We start from the raw sequence: 17,802 nt of genomic DNA, 5'->3' as shown, positions 1-17,802 counted from the left end.
GTGAGAAAGCGGACGATCAGGTTCAGCGTCCGGCCGGGGCGTCGAGGGTCTGTGTGAGGTGCGCGAAGACGACGACGTTGCTGGTGTAGCCCGTCCTGCGGGTGTAGAGGCCACCGCAGGTCAGAACCCGGAGTTCGGGGCGCCGGCTGGGGCCGTACACCTCCTTGTCGGGGAAGTGGGCCTTGTCGAAGACCCGTACCCGGTCCACGGTGTAGACGGCGGTACGGCCGTCCGCGCGCCGGGCCTCGATGCGGCCGCCGCGCGGGACCTGCGCGAGGGCGGCGAAGACGGCGGGGCCGGTATTGGTGTCGCGGTGGCCGACCGCGATGGCGGTGCCGTTCTCGCCCGGCGAGGGCCCGTCCTGGTACCAGCCGACGAGCTTGGGCTTGTCGAGCGGCGGGGTCTTGAGCTGCCGGTCGGGACCGAGGCTCAGCCCGATGACCGGCGCGTCGATCCCCAGGGACGGTACGCGCAGTGCGGTCGCCGGTGACCGGGGCACGGGCTTGGGCGGGACGGCCGGTTCGGCCGAGGCCTTCCCCTCGGTGGCGGCGGAGCCTGCGGCGGCCCCCGGGGCCGGGTCGGCGGGGGCTTCCACGGATGCCCCGGCCCTGGCGGACGCATGCGGCTCGTGGTCGCCCCCGCACCGGACGACCGTCACCAGGACGGCCACGATCGCGGCCGTCCTGGTGAGGCGGTAGGCGCGGGTCCGGTACCAGGGCCTGCGTCTGCGCCTACGCGGCACCATGCGAGCGGCGGCGGAGGATCCGGATGTACACGCCCGCACTGATGGCGACCAGCCCGACGGCCGCGGCCGCGCTCAGCGGGGTGTACGCCTGCACGGTGTCGACGAGGCCACCGCCGCCGGCGTGCACGCCGCCCTTCGGCCCGCCGTCCTCGTGACCGCCCCCGGAGCCTCCCTCGTGACCGCCCCAGGAGCCTCCCTCGTGGCCGCCCCCGGAGCCGCCCCAGGAACCGGCGCCGGGACCCGCCGCCTCACGGCCGTGGTCCTCGATGGTCCGGCCCGGGTCCTGGGCCCGGTCGTGGTCGCGCCGGCCGTTGCAGTCGACGACGAAGACCTTCTCCTTGGGGGCGACGGTGGGGACGGCGGTGGGGGCGCCGGCGACCGGCGGGATGGTCCACTGCAGCGTGTACCTGCCGTCGGCCAGGCCCAGCGTGTCGGTGTGGCCGGCACCGCCGGCGAGGGAGATGGAGCCGCTCACGGTGGCCGCCGTGGGCAGCGGGGGCTGCGCCTTGATGGTGTAGTTGACGGTCGTCAGGTCGCCGAAGTTCTCCGCGTCGAGGTAGAACCTGCAGACGACGGGATCGTCCTTCGAGACACCGTAGGGCATCCGCTCATCGTGGATCCTGATGTCGGCTCCGTCTCCGGGGGCGGCCACGGCGGCCGATGCCGCGGCCAAGGAGGCCCCTGCCGCGGTGAGGACGGTGAGGGCCGCGGCGCCGAGACGGGCACCGACGGCGGACGGGGGCATCAAGGTGGGCATGGATGTTCCTCCGAGTCAGACGATTTTCACACAAATCGCTCTTTCACCTGACTCTCTTTCACATCCGCTCCAGGACCGACGGGAGCCCTGCCCGACGCGCCGTCAGATATCGCTCGACCGGCGCAATGGAGTGCCGGCCCGGCCCTCCCTGCGGACGACTCCGGCCCCCGGACCGCCGTCCGGAGCCGACGACGACCGCACCGCCACCCCCGCCGACAGCAGCAACAGCCCGCCCAGCATCACGAACGGCGCCGCCACACCGGCGACCCCCGCCACCAGCCCCGCCGCGGCCGGCGCGGCCACCTGGCCGAGGCGGTTGCCGGTCAGCCGCAGCGCGAGGGCGGTGGAACGGGCGCCGTCGGGGGCGGCCTGCACGACCGTCGTCATGGACAGCGGCTGTCCGACGCCGAGGCAGAAGCCGAGCGCGGCCAGCATCAGACCGAGCCCCCACACCGGCACCGGCAGGGCGACGCCCGCGCACAGCAGGGCGGCGAGCAGACAGGTCACCGTCAGCAGCAGGGGGCGGCCGAGCAGCCGGAGCAGCGGGGTCAGGACGAGCCGGCAGGCGATGGTCGCCCCGGCGCGCAGACTGAGCAGCACGCCGATCACCGACGGCGCGATGCCCCGGTGCTGGCCGACGACCGGGAGATACGCGGTGAGGATGTCCGTGGCGGACAGCACCGAGAGGCTGATGAGCATGCCCGCCGGGACCCCCCGGGCGCGCAGGATGCCGCCGACGGGGACGCGATCGCCTTGTGGGGGACGGGACTTGAGGGCCGTACGGTCCTCGACGCGCCACAGCGAGGTGAACGCGACGGCCGCGCCCGCGCCCGCCACCACCAGGGCGAGTGCGCTCGTGCCCGCCATGTCGGGCCCGCCGATCAGCGCGCCCGCGGCGATCGGGCCGACGAGCTGGCCGAGGGAGGCGCCGATGGTGAAGTGGCCGAAGTTGCGGTCCTGTTCGTGCGGCGCGGACTGGCGGGCGACCAGGGACTGGGCGCCGATCACGAAGCAGAGGTGGCCGAGGCCCATCACGCCGCTCCAGACCGCCATCGCCCACAGGGAGCCCGCGAGTCCGCTCAGTACGCAGCCGCCGGCGATGAGGACGACACCGACGGGCAGCAGGGGCGCGCAGCGGCCGTGGTCGGTGCGCCGGCCCAGCGGTACGGCGGCGAAGAGGGGGAGCAGGGCGTAGACGCCCGCGATGACGCCGACGGCCCGCTCGTCGGCGCCCAGCGCCAGGGCCCGGTAGGAGACGGCGGGCCGGGCCATCGACACCGCCCCCTGTGCGAAGGAGAAGGCGATGACGAGGCGGAGCAGCCAGCCGCGGTTTCCACCGGGCCTCATGGGACGAACCTCCGTGGTGCGGTCAGATGATGCCGAAGAGGATCCCTGCCCCGAGCACGACCAGTGATGTGAGCGCGGCCCACTTGACCACGAACCTGGTGTGGTCGCCGAACTCCACCTTGGCCATGCCGACCAGGACGTAGACCGCGGGCACGAGCGGGCTGGACATGTGCAGGGGCTGGCCGACGAGGGAGGCGCGGGCGATCTCCAGGGAGGAGACGCCGTGGGCCTGGCCGGCCTCGGCGAGGACGGGGAGGATGCCGAAGTAGAAGCCGTCGTTCGACATGAAGTACGTGAGCGGGATGCTCAGCACGCCGGTGACGAAGGCCATGTGCGGGCCCATGCCGTCGGGGATGTTGTCCACCAGCCACTTCGCCATGTGGTCGACCATGCCGGTGCCCTGCAGGACGCCGGTGAAGACGGCGGCGGCGAAGACCATGCCGGAGACGTTGAGGACGTTCTCGGCGTGGGCGCCGAGGCGGGCCTTCTGGTCGGGCATGTGCGGGAAGTTGACGGTGAGCGCGAGCGCGGCGCCGAGCAGGAACAGCACCGGGATCGGCAGCCACTCCATGATCATGGCGGTGAGCAGGGTGACCGTGAGCAGCGCGTTGAACCAGTACAGCTTGGGCCGCAGGGTGGGCCGGTCGGGGTCGAGGCCCTGGAGGCCGTCGTCATCGGGCTGCTGAGGAAGGTCCGCGCCGGTGCCCGAACCACCGCTGCTCTTGGGGCTCTTGCCGGTGCCCGCGCCGACCAGCACCGTCTCCTGCTCGGCGGGCTCCTCCACGAGCGCCTCGTCCAGCGTCAGCACGCCGAGCCGCTTACGCTCACGGCGGCCGAGGACGTACGCGAGGGCGATGACGAAGAGCAGGCCCACGGCGAGTGCCGGGATCATCGGCACGAAGATGTCGCTGGCGTCGAGCTTCAGCGCGGTCGCCGCGCGGGCCGTCGGACCGCCCCAGGGGAGCGTGTTCATCACCCCGTTGGCCATGGCGGCCACACCGGTCATCACGACGAGGCTCATCTTCAGGCGCTTGTAGAGCGGGTACATCGCCGAGACGGTGATCATGAAGGTGGTGGAGCCGTCGCCGTCGAGCGAGACGATCGCGGCGAGGAGCGCGGTGCCCACGACGATCCGGAGCGGGTCGGCCTTGCAGAACCTCAGGATCCCCCGGACGATCGGGTCGAAGAGGCCGACGTCGATCATCACACCGAAGTAGACGATCGCGAACATGAGCATCGCCGCGGTGGGCGCGAGGCTGGTGACGCCGTCGATGACGTAGTCGCCGAGCTTGGCGCCCTTGCCCACGAACACGCAGAACAGCGCGGGTATGAGCACGAGTGCCGCGATCGGCGACATCTTCTTCAGCATGATCAGGACCAGGAAGGTCGCGATCATGGCGAAGCCGAGGATGGTCAGCATGAGTGGATACCTAACGTTCGCCCTTGAACAGTCCACCGGGGCAGGCGGTGCGAGGAACGTTAGGTCCGTTCAAACGGCGTTAACAAGATGTTGACGCTTGAGCAATAAGCGCAAAACTGCAGGTCACAGCGATGCTGTGATCTCGATGGGCACCCCGTTGAGGACCGCGTTCCCCGACAGCGGGTCGAGGAGGCTGCCGTCGAGCAGCTGATTGACGTTGACGCCGGGCTCGGTGGCGGCGTGGCGCTGCCGGGTGCCGGGTCGGTCGTGGCCCCAGCCGTGCGGCAGGCTCACCACACCCCGGCGCACCCCGTCGGTGACCTCGGCGGGAGCCGTCACCTCTCCCCCGGCCCCCTTCACGCGTACGGCGTCCCCGTCCCGCACGCCGAGCCGCTCCGCGTCCTCGGGGTGGATCTGGAGCGTGCAGCGGTTGGAACCGCCGGTGAGGGCGGGGACGTTGTGCATCCAGCTGTTGTTGGACCGCAGATGCCGGCGCCCGACCAGCACGAGCCCGTCGGGGCGCTCCCGCAACGCCCGCCGCAGACGCGGCAGATCGTCGGCGATCGGCTGCGGCAGCAGCTCGACCTTGCCGCTCGTGGTCTTCAGCGGCTGCGGAAGGCGGGGGCGCAGGGGGCCGAGGTCGATGCCGTGCGGATGCGCGAGCAGGCGTTCCAGGGACAGCCCGTCCGGTCGTACGCCGAAGCCGTCGCCGTAGGGGCCGAGGCGCAGCATCATGTCGAGCCGCCGCTCCGGGCCGCTGACGCCGGTGAGCTGTGCGGCGAGTTCCTTGGTGTCGCGGCCGTGCACGGGCGAGTGGGGCTCCTTGACGGCCTTGCCGAGGGTCTGGCCGATGACCAGGTCGTCCACGGCGGAGGGGTCGGCGCCGTGCATGCCGGTCGCGGCCAGGATCAGCCGGGCGAGGATCTCGGTCTCCGCCATGCGGCCGGGCTCCAGCGGGACGGCGGGGCGGCTGTAGCGGACCTGGTTGCGCACGGCGAGGGTGTTGAAGGCGAAGTCGTGGTGCGGGCTCTGGGAGGGCGGGGGCGGCGGCAGGACGACGTCGGCGTGGCGCGAGGTCTCGTTGAGGTAGGGGTCGACGCTGACCATGAAGTCGAGGGAGTCCAGGGCCTTGTCGAGCCGGTCGCCGTCGGGCGCGGAGAGCACGGGGTTGGTGGCGACGGCGATCAGGGCGCGGATCGGCTCGCCCTCCGCGGTCGCCGTGTCGATCTCCTCGGCGAGCGCCGAGAGCGGCAACTCCCCTTTCGCCTCGGGGTGCCTGCTCACCCGAGAGTGCCAGCGGCCGAGGGCGAACCCGTGGCCGGGTCCGGCAGGGCGAGGGGTCCTGTCCGTGGCCGCCTGCGGGAAGAGCGCACCGCCGGGCCGGTCGAGGTTGCCGGTGAGGACGTTGAGCACGTCGACGAGCCAGCTGCCGAGGGTGCCGTACGGGACGGTGCAGCTGCCGATGCGTCCGTACACGGCGGCGGTCGGGGCGGTGGCGAGTTCGCGGGCGAGGGCACGGACTGTGCCGGCGTCGACGTCGCAGGCGTCGGCGACGGCGTCGGGGGTGAAGTCCCGTACGGCCGCCCGCACTTCCTCGACACCTTCCACGTGCGGTGCCAACTCGCCGAGTTCCACGAGCCCTTCCTCGAACAGGACGGCTGCCATCGCCGCGAGGAGCAGGGCGTCGGTGCCGGGGCGGATCGCGATGTGGCGGTCGGCGAGTTTCGCGGTGCGGGTGCGGCGGGGGTCGATGACGGTGAGGGTGCCGCCGCGGGCCTTGAGGGCCTTGAGCTTGCCGGGGAAGTCGGGAGCGGTGCACAGACTGCCGTTGGACTCCAGCGGGTTGGCGCCGATCAGCAGCAGATGGTCGGTGTGGTCGAGGTCCGGCACGGGGATCGCGTTCGCGTAGCCGAAGAGCAGTCCGCTGGAGACGTGCTTGGGCATCTGGTCGACGGTGGACGCGGTGAAGACGCTGCGTGTGCCGAGTCCGGCGAGCAGGACCGGCGGATAGAGGGCGCCGGCCATGGTGTGCACGTTGGGGTTGCCGAGGACGACCCCGACGGAGTTCGGCCCGTACCGCTCGACGACGGGACGGATGCCCGCGGCGACGGCGTCGAAGGCCTCCTCCCAGGTGGCCTCGCGCAGCTCCCCGTCCTTGCGCACCAGCGGTGCGCGCAGCCGGTCCGGGTCGCCGTCGACGGCGCCGAACAAGGCGCCCTTGGGACAGATGAACCCCTTGCTGAAGACGTCGTCCCGGTCACCGCGGGCGCCGGTGACCCTGGTTCCCTCGATGGTCAGCGTCAGCCCACAGGTGGCCTCGCACAGGGGACAGATTCGCAGGGCGGTGCGGGACACGGGTCCTCCCGGGGCAGCGGTGCCAGTTCCAGGGGAGCATACCGACCGGTATGGACGGAGGGGAGTCCTCTTCGGTGACGAGGTCGCGAATCCGCCGCCCCGGCTAGTCCAGAACCCGCGCCAGATACGCCCGCAGCATCTCGCGGGCCTCCTCGATGATCTTCTCGTCGCCGTCCGGGGCCACCCGGAAGGCCAGGTGGACCAGGGTGTCCGCGGTCTCCACGGCGATCAGGAACGTGCGGCGCAGATCGTCGTCCGGTTCGCGCTCCAGATAGCCGGAGAGCAGATCGGTGAGGCGGTCGGCTACCCGGTGGTTGGGTTCGGCGTGACGGGAGCCCACCGGGATCTGGTTGCCGAAGTCGACGAGGGAGAAGCCGGGGGCGGTGCGCTTCATGGCCAGGTACTCGTCGAGCACGGCGTCCATGGCGGTGCGCCAGCCACCCTCGGTGGACTTCTTCAGCCGCTCGGTGACGCGTTCGGTGAAGCGCTCGAGGTTGCGCTGGGCGAGGGCGTCGGCCATCTGCCGCTTGTTGCCGAAGAAGCGGTAGACCGAGCCGATGGGGACGCCCGCGCGCAGTGCCACGGCACGGGTGCTCAGATCGTCGTAGCCGACCTCGTCGAGGAGGTCGGCGCAGGCGTCGAGGATCCTGGTGAGCCGTTCGGCACTGCGCCGCTGCACGGGCGCACGGCGTAGCGATGTCGCGTGGGGCACGGGTTTCATGATGCCTTTCCGACGCGGTCCGGTGAACCTCGCCCCTCGGTACGGAGATCGATGCCGGATGCGCTCACGGCGGCCGGGTCCGCGGTGGCGCCGGCAGGGGCGGAGGCGGCCGATGTCCCGCCCGACACGGAGGGAGCCCTCGGGGTCCCGCCGGGAGTGCCCGAGGCGCCCGGCGTCCCGCCCGGCGTGGTGTCCGGCCCCGACACCGTGATGTCGGCCGTGCTCTGCACCGGCTTGCCCTTGACGGCCCACACGGTGCCGTCGTCGGCGTACAGCCGGGCGGTGACGTGGTGGGTGCCGCGGGTGACCAGGCGGGCCGGGAGGCGGTAGGCGGTGCCGCGCAGCCGGGTGACGGGCCGGTCGTCGACGAACAGCGAGGCGAAGCCGCGTCCGGCCACGGGTTTCGCCTTCGTGCCGCCGGGCGAGAAGCGGAAGTGGTGGACGGTCAGCCGTACGTCCCAGGTGTCGTGGGCGTCCGGCAGCACCTCGATGCCGACGTCGGGAGCGCCCTTCTTGTCCACCTGGCGCAGCCGCCTGCCCTGCGGGTCGGTGTCGTCGAGGAGCTTGCCCACCGGGGACGTCGACGTCTCGCCCTTCCCGTCCGTCCTCTCGTGCGCGTCGCTTGAACCGCAGCCCGCGGATCCGGCCAGCAGCAGGACACAGGCCGCGAGCACGGCAAGGAGTCCCCGCGTCCACGACATGCCCGGGAGCGTAGAACACCGGTACGACAGGCGAATCCCCCTGGAGTCTTGTTCTGGCTTCCTCCCTGATGAGGAGGGCCGGGGTGGGCCGGGGTCCCCCTTGCGCCCGCCAGGACGCAATCCTATGGTGATGTATAGGAATCGAGTCGCAAGGGAGCGGCCATGAGCGGGGACGCGCGCAAGACGGCGGAGGGGCTGAGCTACCTCTCCGGTTTCGGCAACGAGCACAGCTCGGAGGCGGTACCCGGCGCCCTGCCCGAGGGCCGCAACGCCCCGCAGCGCGCCCCCCTCGGGCTCTACGCGGAGCAGCTCAGCGGCACGGCGTTCACCGAGCCGCGCGCCCACAACCGCCGCTCCTGGCTCTACCGCATCCGCCCTTCGGCCGCCCACCCGGCGTTCACGGAGACGCACAACGGCTGGATCCGCACGGCTCCCTTCACGGAGTCGGTGCCGGATCCCAACCGCCTGCGCTGGAACCCCCTGCCGGAGCCCGTGGAGGGCACCGACTTCCTGGCCGGCCTGTGGACCCTCGGCGGCAACGGCGACGTCACCCAGCGCACCGGCATGGCCGTGCACCTCTACCACGCCACCGCCTCCATGGACCGCGTCTTCAGCGACGCCGACGGCGAGCTGCTGATCGTCCCGGAGCGCGGCGGGCTGCTGCTGCGCACGGAGTTCGGGCTGCTGCACGCGGAGCCGGGCCATATGGCGCTGATCCCCCGTGGGGTGCGCTTCCGGGTGGAGCTGCTGGACGCTTCAGCCCGCGGATATGTGTGCGAGAACTACGGCGCTCCCTTCCGCCTCCCCGACCTCGGCCCGATCGGCGCCAACGGTCTCGCCAACGCCCGCGACTTCCGCGCGCCCGTCGCCGCCTACGAGGACGTCGAGGGCCCGGTGGAGGTGGTCAACAAGTTCTGCGGCAACCTCTGGACCGCCACCTACGACCACTCCCCGCTCGACGTGGTCGCCTGGCACGGCAACCACGTCCCGTACGTCTACGACCTGCGCCGCTTCAACGTCATCGGCAGCATCTCCTACGACCATCCCGACCCGTCGATCTTCACGGTGCTGACGTCCCCCTCGGACACACCCGGACTGGCCGGCGTCGACTTCGTGGTCTTCGCGCCGCGTTGGCTGGTGGGCGAGGACACCTTCCGGCCGCCGTACTTCCACCGGAACGTGATGAGCGAGTACATGGGACTCGTCGAGGGCGCCTACGACGCGAAGGCCGAGGGCTTCGTGCCGGGCGGCGGCTCGCTGCACAACATGATGTCGGCGCACGGCCCGGACCGGGAGACGTTCGACCGGGCGAGCGCGGCGGAGCTGAGGCCGCAGAAGATCGACGACGGACTGGCGTTCATGTTCGAGACGCGCTGGCCCGTCCTGCTCACCGCGCACGCGGCCCAGGCGGACCATCTGCAGCCCCACTACGACGACGTGTGGCGGGGCCTCCAGCGCCACTTCCGGCCGTTGCACTGATCGCCCACGACCGGTACGGATAGCCCGTGACCTCCTTCGCCCCGGACTCGATCGTCCTGAACCGCAAGCTGCCGCTCTGGTACCAGGTCTCGCAGTCCCTGCGCGCCTCGATACTCGGCCGCTCGCCCCAGGACCCCCTGCGGCTGCCCACCGAGGAGCAGTTGGCGGGGCACTACGGGGTCAGCGTGCTGACCATGCGGCAGGCGCTGAAGGAGCTGGAGGACGAGGGCCTGATCACCCGGCACCGGCGCCGCGGCACCTTCATCGAGCCCGGCGCCCGCCGCGCCGCTCCGGTGCGGCTGCTCGGCTCGGTGGACGCGATCGTCGCCCAGCAGTCCGGCATGACGACCGAGCTGCTGGACCACGGCAGCGCCTCCGTGCCGCCCGAACTCGCCGAGTTCTTCCCGGAGATCGACGAGGTGGCCACGTACCACCGGCTGCGCGGCGACGAGAAGACCGGCGAGCCGACCAACCACGCCCGCAACTACGTGCGTCCGGACATGGCCTCGCGGATCGACCCCTCGGACCTGGTGCGCCGGCCCATGACCAAGGTGCTGCGGGATGTCGTGGGCGCGGACATCAGCCGCATCACGGACACCGTGGAGGCCCGCCTGGCCGACCCGGAGACGGCGCGGCTGCTCCAAGTCCCGCTGCTCAGCCCGATCCTGCACTACACGGGGGTGACCTACGACACTGCGGGACGGGTCCTGGACGTGGCGGTCATCCACTACCGCGGGGACCGCTTCTCCTTCACGGTGACTCTGGACGCCACGTGAGCTCGCCGGCCCCCCCGTACCTGTCGGCCGAAGGTCGTACGATGCCCAGCGTGACGCACGACGACGCTCCGCCGCTGGCGGACCTCATGCCGTGGTCCGTCGCACCGCCGCGGCTCGGCCGGGGGTGGCCGACGGGCCCCGATGCGGCATCCCTGAAGGCCCGCTGGGACGCCCTGCTGAAGGCGGACGGTCCGGACCGGGAGGCCCTGTTCGAGCCGACGCGCTCCCGCACACCGCACACGGCGGTGGGGCAGCTCCCGGGGCAGTCGAGCGGCACGGAGAAGCTGATCCGCGCCTCCGGTCCCTGCCCCGAGCCGGTACGGGTCCTGCACGCGCCCTTCGACGAGCAGTGGCTGATCCCCGACCACCGCCTGATCGACACCGCCCGACCGGAACTGTGGCGGGTGGCGGACGAACAGCAGATCTTCGTCGTGGAGACCCCGTCGGAGACCGACGGTCCGCATCTGCTCGCCACCTCCCACCTCCCCCTGCTCCGCCCCGGTCGCATCCGCCCGCTCTACCGTCGCCCGGGCGGTGCCGAACCCAACCTGGCGCCGGGCCTGACGGAGCATCTGGGCACCCGGCTCGGAACGGCGGTGCGGGCGCCGGACGTTCTGGCCTGGATCATGGCCATGGTCCGCCAGGACCTCACCGTGCCCCTCCCGGAGGATCCCGAACTCTGGTCCCGGGGCGTGGAGTTGGGCCACCGTCTGCTGTGGCTGATGCGGCGGGACGGGGAGCGGCCCCGACTCCCCGGCGGCCGCCGCCCCTACGTCCGCGCCCCGCTCCCCTCCCGTCCCCTCACCCTCGACTACGACCGCGACGAGGAGACCCTGCTGCTGGACGAGGGCCGCATCTCCCCCGTGCCGCCGGAGGCCTGGGACTTCGAGGCGGCCGGAGTCCGGGTGCTGGAGCAGTGGTTCGGCGCGCGGACGGCGGAGCCCGAGCCGGGCACCCTGTCGGCGATCCGCCCGGCGACCTGGCCGCAGGCGTGGACGTCGGAACTGCTGGAGCTGATCACGGTTCTGGCGCTGCTGGCCGAACTACGGCCGCAGCAGCGGGAGTTGACGGTACCGGCCACGATCACGGCGGGCGAGCTGGCAACGGCGGGCGTGCTGCCGGTGCCGGAGGCCGCCCGCCGGCCCGCCTCGGTGCTTGACCACCACGAGGAGGGCCCGGAGGGCCAGTTCGCGCTGATCTAGCCTCTGGCGGGGTCGAAGGCGTCGAGGACCCTCTGCAGCGCCAGGTCGAAGACGGCGTCCAGGTCGATCGGCCCCGGGTCCTCCATGAACGCCGCCGCCATCCTGGGGTACGCACCGCCGGCGATCTGACTCCCCAGATAGGCGATCCGTACCGCGTTCTCCTGCTCCTCGGACCAGGGCAGGTTCCTCGTGCGCTCGGCCGTGGCGAGCTCGCTGGAGACGTACATCGTCACCACGCCGTTGAGCAGCCCGATCAACTGCATCTTCATGCCGTACGTCATGTCCTCGAGCGGATCCAGGCAGGCCAGGCAGTGCTCGAGGTACCGCAGGGCGTTCGGGCTGAAGCCGTACACCGGTGACATCAGCCGCGGGAGCCAGGGATGGCGGTGCATGAGCGTCCGCGTCTGGTGCGCGACCCGCGTCATGTCGGCCCGCCAGTCCCCGCTCGGCTCCCACGGCTCGTGCTCTCCGCTGACCGCGTCCACCATCAGCTCGTACAGGTCCTCCTTGCGGGGGACGTAGTTGTAGAGCGACATGGTCCCGCAGCCCAGCTCGGCCGCGACATGCCGCATCGACACCGCGTCCAGCCCGCCCGCGTCGGCGAGTTTCACCGCCGCCGCCGCGATGTCGGCACGGGTGTACGCCGGTCTCGGCCCCCGCCCCGTGCGCTCGGGCCGGGCCCAGATCACTTCGGGTACCGCCGCTCGGCCCGCCATCGATCATCACCTCGGCCACCATCGTAGTTACGTACACCGTACGTAGTGCGCTATGGTCGGGACATGACTTCTACGTACGCTGTACTTAGTGAAGGTCTGGAGAAGCGCTTCGGCGAGGTGCGCGCCGTGCGGGGGCTGGATCTCGCGGTCGCCGAGGGCACGGTCTGCGGGATTCTCGGACCGAACGGGGCGGGCAAGACGACGGCCGTACGGCTGCTGACGACCCTGCTGCGGCCGGACGCGGGGTCGGCCCGGGTGGCGGGGCACGACCTCGTCCGGGAGCCCGCGGCCGTACGCCGGCACATCGGCGTCACCGGGCAGTACGCGTCGGTCGACGGCGACCTCACCGGCCGGCAGAACCTGCGGCTGTTCGCCCGGCTGCACCGGGTGCGGGACGCGGCCGCGCGGGCCGACGAGCTGCTGGAACGCTTCGGGCTCACCGAGGCCGCGGGCCGGACCGCCGCCACCTACTCCGGCGGGATGCGCCGCCGGCTCGACCTCGCCGCGAGCCTGATCCGCCGGCCCGCCGTCCTGTTCCTCGACGAGCCCACCACCGGGCTCGACCCGGCCAGCCGCAACCGGATCCGGGACGCCGTGCGCGAGCTCAAGCGGGACGGCACGACCGTGCTGCTGACCACGCAGTACCTGGAGGAGGCGGACCAACTCGCCGACGACATCGCCCTGGTGGCCCGCGGCCGGGTCGCGCACACCGGGTCGCCCGCCCAGCTCAAGGCCCTCATCGGCTCGTACGCGGAAGCCGTCGTCGGCCACGAGGACGCGCTCACCGGGGCGGCGGCCGTCCTGGACCGGCTCACCGGCGCCGAGCCGGCGTTCGACCGGGAGCGCAACGCGGTGGGCGCCGTCACCACCGACCCGACCCTCACCCTCCCGCGCCTGGTGCGCGAACTGGACGCGGCGGGCGTGCCGTTGATCGACGCCAGCCTGCGCCCGCCGACCCTCGACGACGTCTTCCTCCGGCTCACGGACGAGAGCCCGGACGACTCCCCCGACCACAAGGAGCTTGCGGCATGAGCGCGTTGACGTACGACGGCCTGGCGATGGTCGGCCGGCAGCTGCGGCGGGTCCGCAACAGCCCGGGCCTCGCCGTCCTCACCCAGGTCATGCCGATCAACATGCTGCTGTTCTTCGGCTATGTCTTCGGCAGCGCCCTCGCGATGCCCGGGCGCGAGTACCGGTCCTTCCTGGTCCCCGGGCTGCTGGTGGCGACGGCGGCGGGCGGGATCATGACGGGGATGTTCCAGGCGGCGGCCGACTCGCACCGGGGGGTGATGGACCGGTTCCGCACGATGCCGGTGAGCCGGGCGGCCGTGCCGCTCGGGCAGGCGGTGGCCGATCTCGTGGTCACGGCGATCGGGACGGTGCCGCTGCTGCTGGTCGGGCTCGCGGTGGGCTGGCGGATCGAGGGGTCACCGGCCGCGACCCTGGGCGCGGTGGGGCTGCTGCTGCTCTTCCGGTTCGCCTGCACGTCCCTGGGGATCTGGCTGGGGCTGCTCACCCGCAGCGAGGACGCGGCCGGGCAGCTCGGCGCCTCGACCTTCGTCCTGCCGCTGCTGTCCAACGCCTACATCCCGACCGACGGTCTGCCGGGCTGGCTGCGCGTCCTCGCCGAGTGGAATCCGATCAGCGCGGTCACGACGGCCCTGCGCGACCTGTTCGGGAACGCGCCGGTGCCGTCGGGTGCCGCCTGGCCGGTGGCGCATCCGATCGCCGGGTCACTGCTGTGGTGCGCGGCGCTGATCGCCGTGTTCCTGCCGCTGGCCGTGCGGAGGTACGCGCGCGGAGAGCGCTGACCTCCACGGCCGTCGACGTGGGCGGAGTCGGACCGGGGTACGGAGCGGGTGGGTCGTACCGGAGGTGACGGATCGGGGACGTGGCCGCGCCCGGGTGTGAGCCCGGGCGCTCGCTGCATGCCGTGGGGATGACGGACGACGAGATCGCAGCGCTGTGCCGGACGGCGCGGCGACCCGAGCGCGGCCCCTTGCCAGGCGGACGCCGGTGTTTCTCAGCGACCGCCGAACAGCGAACGCGTGAGCCGGCGCAGCGGCGCGAACAGCGAGACGCGGCGGACCCGCGCACCCCGGTCGCTGCGGGTCTGCGTGGTGTCACGAGCGGTCAGCTCGAGCATCAGCGAGGTCGCCTCGGCCGTCTTCTGCTGCGGCACGGCGGGACCCGCCAGCACCGAGAGATGACGGTCCAGCCGCGAACTGCTCGCGCTGCTTCCGTAGGTGATCGCAGGGACCCTGGCCCTGCTGCGCACTGTTATCTGTTCCATGTCACTCCCCACCCGTACGAGTCCACCCGGCCCGGGCAGGGTAACCCTATCGCCCCAACCGGGCACTCGTGTATCGCGGTCACAGGATTCACCTTCCCCGTAAGGGTGTTGACGACGCCTCGGTGGTCACTCTCCGAATCCAACCGATTTCAGGGCGAGTTGGACAATCGGCTGGCTGGTGGGCTGCGGGGAACCCCCGTCGGGCTCGACGGTCACTGCGAGTGATGTAGCAGACTTGTTGAGACCGGTCGCGACCAAGGGCGTGTCGCCGGTCGAGAAGAGTCCCAGGGAGCGTGGTTGCGCGCCGGGGCGCATGAGCCACAGCTGGTGCACCCGTCCGCCGGGCGGGACGCCGTATCCGCTCAGCGTGACGATCGCCTGTCCCTCGGACGCGGAGGCGACCACCGCGAGACTTCGCCCCTGGGCGTCCCTGCCGGCACTCGCGCGGGCGTCCGGAGCTGCGAGAACGTGGGCGATCTCACGTGACTGCGCCCGCTCCGCGTCCAGCCGGTCCTGCGTCCGGTTGGCCTGGACGGCGAAGAGCGAGGCGACCACGAGGGCCGCGGCGGCCGTCGCCGTGGCGAGCGGCGCGAACAGGGGGCGGCGCTCGCGGGGCGCACGGGAGCGTGCCGGCGGCGGCTGCGTGCCCCAGACGTGCGGCGGCAGCTGGGGGGTGTGCTCCCGCAGCGGCCCCTGGTCCTGCGGAGTGGCGCGTACGGCGGCCAGCACCCGGTCGCGCATCGCGGGCGGCGGCTGGGCGGCCGTGGACCAGGCGAGGCGGACCGCGTCCTCGGACAGCGCCCGCACCTCGGCGGCACAGGAGGGGCACGACTTCAGGTGCCGCTCGAAGCGCACCCGCTCGGCGGGCTCCAAGGCGTCGAGCGCGTAGGGGGCGGCGAGCGAGTGCAGATCCTCGCGGCCCAGCATCCGGTCGAGGAGACTCATGCGACACCTCCCAGGCACTTGCGCAGCTGGGTGAGTCCATCGCGCATTCGGGTCTTGACGGTGCCCAGCGGCAGCGAAAGCCGCTCGGCCACTTCACGGTACGTGTAGCCGTCGTAGTAGGCGAGCGTGACGGACTGGCGCTGCAGCGCGGTGAGGCGGTCCAGGCAGCGGCGCACCAACTCGCGCTCCAGGCCCGCCTCGACCTCCTCGGTCACCTGGTCGAACGCGGTGCTGTGGGCCCGGCGGGCCTCGCGCTGCTCGCGTTCGCCGGCCGCGCGGGCGCTGCGCACCCGGTCGACGGCGCGACGGTGGGCAAGGGTGAGGATCCAGGACAGCGCGCTGCCCCGGCCGGGGTCGAACCGGGCGGCGGAGCGCCAGAGTTCGAGCAGCACCTCCTGCGCCACCTCCTCCGACTGCGCGGGATCGCGTACGACACGGCGCACCAGCCCGAACACCGGCCCGGACACGAGTCCGTACAGCGCTTCGAAAGCCTTCTGGTCGCCGCCGGCCACGAGTACCAGAAGCTCGTCCGCCTCCACTCGGTCCCTCTCTTCCCGGCCGCACGGGCCCCGTCCTGTCACACCAGGCATTCGCAACGAACGCACCTCCGGATGGGGTTACGGATCAGCGGACCGAAAAAGCGGGTGCGCGCTCGCTGAAACAAGATCTCAAGTTCCGCGTAAGAACGTTTGGGATTCGACCAATCCACCCTGCCGACCGCTCCGAATCAGCGTTCGTCAGGCAAGTTGGGACTGAGGACGGACGGCATGACAACTGACTCCAGGAGCGGCGCGGGACGCAGGAGCATCGCGACCCTCATAGCTGGCGCACTGGCCGCGGGAGGACTCGCGGCCGCCGGCGTGGCAACGCTGGAACCGGGGGCGGCATCCGCCTCCAGCCACCGGGAGGCCCCGCTGATCTCGGGGCAGCCGCAGTACGACAACACGGACCTGTACGCGTTCGTCAGCCCGGACAAGCCGGACACGACGACGCTCATCGCCAACTTCATCCCCTTCGAGGAGCCGGCGGGCGGCCCGAACTTCTACCAGTTCGCCGACGACGCCCAGTACGACCTCCACATCGACAACAACGGGGACGCGCAGGACGATCTGCTGCTGCGCTACACGTTCAAGACGCAGACGAAGAACAAGAAGTCGTTCCTGTACAACACGGGCGTGGTCAGCAACCTGGCCGACCCCGACCTCAACATCACGCAGACGTACGACATCGAGCTGGTGAAGCTGAGGCACGGCAAGGCCGTGTACCGGTCGAAGCTGGCCGACGACGTCCCGGTGGCGCCGTCGGACGTGGGCAAGGCGTCGATGCCGGACTACAACAAGCTGCGCGAGCAGGCGATCTACAAGCTGCCCAACGGCGCGCAGACCTTCGCCGGACAGGCGGACGACCCGTTCTTCGCGGACCTGCGCGTCTTCGACCTGCTGTACGGCGGGAACCTCTCCGAGGTCGGACGGGACACCCTCAAGGGCTACAACGTCAACTCCATCGCCCTGCAGGTTCCGACCGACGTGATCACGGAGTCGAAGAAGCAGCCGGTCGTCGGCATCTGGTCGACCGTGCAGCGCAGGAACGCCCAGGGCTACTACGAGCAGGTCTCACGCCTGGGCAACCCGCTGGTCAACGAGGTCGTCAACCCGATCAAGGACAAGGACCGGTTCAACGCGTCCTCGCCCGCGTACGACGCGCAGTTCCTGAAGAACGTGACCAACCCGGAGCTGCCGAAGCTCATCGAGGCGATCTACAAGATCAAGGCGCCGTCGGAGCCGCGCAACGACCTCGTCGACGTGTTCCTCAAGGGCGTCAAGGGCCTCAACCAGCCGCCGTACGTGAAGCCGGCGGAGGAGCTGCGCCTCAACACCTCCATCAAGCCCACCGCCTACCCGAAGCGGCTCGGTGTGCTCGACGGTGACAACGCGGGCTTCCCGAACGGGCGTCGGCTCACAGACGACGTGATCGACGAGGCGCTGCAGGTGATGGAGGGCGAGCTGGTCGGTTCCAAGAACGACCTGGGCGACGCGGTCGACAAGAACGACAAGGGCTTCGGCCACTCCTTCCCGTACCTGGCCAACCCGACCTCCGGCTCGCGCGGTGCCACCGCGAAGGGTGTCAGCGGCGGCAACGACGTCAAGAACCAGCTCGGTGACGCGCTGCAGCCGGCGAGCGCGGGCGGCATGGACAACACCACCCTGATCGCCGCCTCCGCGGGCGGCGGCGCGGCCGGCATCGCCCTGATCGGCGCCGGGCTGATGTGGTGGCGCCGGATGCGGAGCCGGGTGTACTAGACCGGTCCCGCGCGGAGGTCGGCGAGCCGCACGTCATGGCGCCCC

At 71.6% G+C, this 17,802-nt stretch carries 17 protein-coding genes; 6 read left to right on the top strand and 11 right to left on the bottom strand.

The genetic code is table 11. The features are described from left to right. Nucleotides 1-22: 22 nt before the first annotated feature. From ABZZ74_RS28100 to ABZZ74_RS28070, 7 genes are all read right to left on the bottom strand, one after another. Complete coding sequence (locus ABZZ74_RS28100; RefSeq protein ID WP_356769502.1) at nucleotides 23-745, bottom strand: class F sortase; 723 nt, start codon at nucleotides 743-745, stop codon at nucleotides 23-25. Then, nucleotides 732-1,502: a hypothetical protein gene (locus ABZZ74_RS28095; RefSeq protein ID WP_356769500.1), complete on the bottom strand. Its 771-nt coding sequence runs from the start codon at nucleotides 1,500-1,502 to the stop codon at nucleotides 732-734. Before ABZZ74_RS28095 ends, ABZZ74_RS28100 begins: the two co-directional genes overlap by 14 nt. A 102-nt stretch (nucleotides 1,503-1,604) precedes the next feature. Next, entirely contained in the window at nucleotides 1,605-2,849 is a 1,245-nt protein-coding gene (locus ABZZ74_RS28090) for an MFS transporter (RefSeq protein ID WP_356769498.1), read from the bottom strand. A gap of 22 nt (nucleotides 2,850-2,871) precedes the next feature. Further along, nucleotides 2,872-4,269, bottom strand: coding sequence for a citrate:proton symporter (locus ABZZ74_RS28085; protein WP_356769496.1), 1,398 nt, complete (start codon nucleotides 4,267-4,269; stop codon nucleotides 2,872-2,874). 123 nt (nucleotides 4,270-4,392) lie between these two features. Continuing rightward, entirely contained in the window at nucleotides 4,393-6,624 is a 2,232-nt protein-coding gene (locus ABZZ74_RS28080; protein WP_356769494.1) for a molybdopterin oxidoreductase family protein, read from the bottom strand. Between the two features lie 103 nt (nucleotides 6,625-6,727). Then, the gene (locus ABZZ74_RS28075; protein WP_208780500.1) at nucleotides 6,728-7,345 is read right to left on the bottom strand and encodes a TetR/AcrR family transcriptional regulator; all 618 of its coding nucleotides are present in this window, start codon (nucleotides 7,343-7,345) and stop codon (nucleotides 6,728-6,730) included. Continuing rightward, the gene (locus ABZZ74_RS28070) at nucleotides 7,342-8,046 is read right to left on the bottom strand and encodes a hypothetical protein (RefSeq protein WP_356769491.1); all 705 of its coding nucleotides are present in this window, start codon (nucleotides 8,044-8,046) and stop codon (nucleotides 7,342-7,344) included. The genes ABZZ74_RS28075 and ABZZ74_RS28070 overlap by 4 nt, the downstream gene beginning before the upstream one ends. A 162-nt stretch (nucleotides 8,047-8,208) precedes the next feature. Here ABZZ74_RS28070 and hmgA point away from each other — a divergent pair, with 162 nt between their 5' ends. From hmgA to ABZZ74_RS28055, 3 genes are read left to right on the top strand one after another with little or no spacing between them, the layout of a single operon-like run. Continuing rightward, nucleotides 8,209-9,525 (top strand): homogentisate 1,2-dioxygenase, encoded by a 1,317-nt coding sequence (hmgA, locus tag ABZZ74_RS28065; RefSeq protein ID WP_356769489.1) that lies wholly within the window; start codon nucleotides 8,209-8,211, stop codon nucleotides 9,523-9,525. Nucleotides 9,526-9,551: 26 nt separating this feature from the next. Continuing rightward, the gene (locus tag ABZZ74_RS28060; RefSeq protein WP_356769487.1) at nucleotides 9,552-10,301 is read left to right on the top strand and encodes a GntR family transcriptional regulator; all 750 of its coding nucleotides are present in this window, start codon (nucleotides 9,552-9,554) and stop codon (nucleotides 10,299-10,301) included. A 41-nt stretch (nucleotides 10,302-10,342) separates the two neighbouring features. Further along, nucleotides 10,343-11,503 carry a type ISP restriction/modification enzyme gene (locus ABZZ74_RS28055; protein WP_356769485.1) on the top strand — a complete coding sequence of 387 codons (1,161 nt, stop codon included), beginning with the start codon at nucleotides 10,343-10,345 and terminating at the stop codon, nucleotides 11,501-11,503. Here ABZZ74_RS28055 and ABZZ74_RS28050 read toward each other — a convergent pair. Continuing rightward, nucleotides 11,500-12,219 carry a TetR/AcrR family transcriptional regulator gene (locus ABZZ74_RS28050; RefSeq protein ID WP_356769483.1) on the bottom strand — a complete coding sequence of 240 codons (720 nt, stop codon included), beginning with the start codon at nucleotides 12,217-12,219 and terminating at the stop codon, nucleotides 11,500-11,502. The two genes, ABZZ74_RS28055 and ABZZ74_RS28050, sit on opposite strands and share 4 nt — an antisense overlap. A 63-nt stretch (nucleotides 12,220-12,282) precedes the next feature. Here ABZZ74_RS28050 and ABZZ74_RS28045 point away from each other — a divergent pair, with 63 nt between their 5' ends. Next, nucleotides 12,283-13,251, top strand: a complete 969-nt coding sequence (locus tag ABZZ74_RS28045) for an ATP-binding cassette domain-containing protein (RefSeq protein ID WP_356769481.1) — start codon at nucleotides 12,283-12,285, stop codon at nucleotides 13,249-13,251. Next, nucleotides 13,248-14,030 carry an ABC transporter permease gene (locus ABZZ74_RS28040; protein WP_356769479.1) on the top strand — a complete coding sequence of 261 codons (783 nt, stop codon included), beginning with the start codon at nucleotides 13,248-13,250 and terminating at the stop codon, nucleotides 14,028-14,030. The genes ABZZ74_RS28045 and ABZZ74_RS28040 overlap by 4 nt, the downstream gene beginning before the upstream one ends. A 212-nt stretch (nucleotides 14,031-14,242) precedes the next feature. Here the strand turns inward: ABZZ74_RS28040 and ABZZ74_RS28035 are convergent, their stop codons facing one another. The 3 genes from ABZZ74_RS28035 to ABZZ74_RS28025 form a co-directional block, all read right to left on the bottom strand. Further along, nucleotides 14,243-14,512: a hypothetical protein gene (locus ABZZ74_RS28035; protein WP_208780505.1), complete on the bottom strand. Its 270-nt coding sequence runs from the start codon at nucleotides 14,510-14,512 to the stop codon at nucleotides 14,243-14,245. 126 nt (nucleotides 14,513-14,638) lie between these two features. After that, a complete protein-coding gene (locus ABZZ74_RS28030) occupies nucleotides 14,639-15,457 on the bottom strand; it encodes an anti-sigma factor (protein WP_356769477.1) in 819 nt (272 codons plus the stop codon). After that, complete coding sequence (locus tag ABZZ74_RS28025; RefSeq protein WP_244373272.1) at nucleotides 15,454-16,047, bottom strand: sigma-70 family RNA polymerase sigma factor; 594 nt, start codon at nucleotides 16,045-16,047, stop codon at nucleotides 15,454-15,456. The genes ABZZ74_RS28030 and ABZZ74_RS28025 overlap by 4 nt, the downstream gene beginning before the upstream one ends. A 177-nt stretch (nucleotides 16,048-16,224) precedes the next feature. Between ABZZ74_RS28025 and ABZZ74_RS28020 the strand changes: the two genes are divergently transcribed. Further along, the gene (locus tag ABZZ74_RS28020; RefSeq protein WP_356769475.1) at nucleotides 16,225-17,757 is read left to right on the top strand and encodes a DUF4331 domain-containing protein; all 1,533 of its coding nucleotides are present in this window, start codon (nucleotides 16,225-16,227) and stop codon (nucleotides 17,755-17,757) included. Nucleotides 17,758-17,802: the final 45 nt, after the last annotated feature.

Source organism: Streptomyces sp. NPDC006476, from assembly GCF_040612015.1.
Lineage (GTDB): Bacteria > Actinomycetota > Actinomycetes > Streptomycetales > Streptomycetaceae > Streptomyces > Streptomyces griseorubiginosus_B.
Note: the sequence above shows the minus strand (reverse complement) of the source record. Positions and strands in the feature narration are given on the sequence as shown.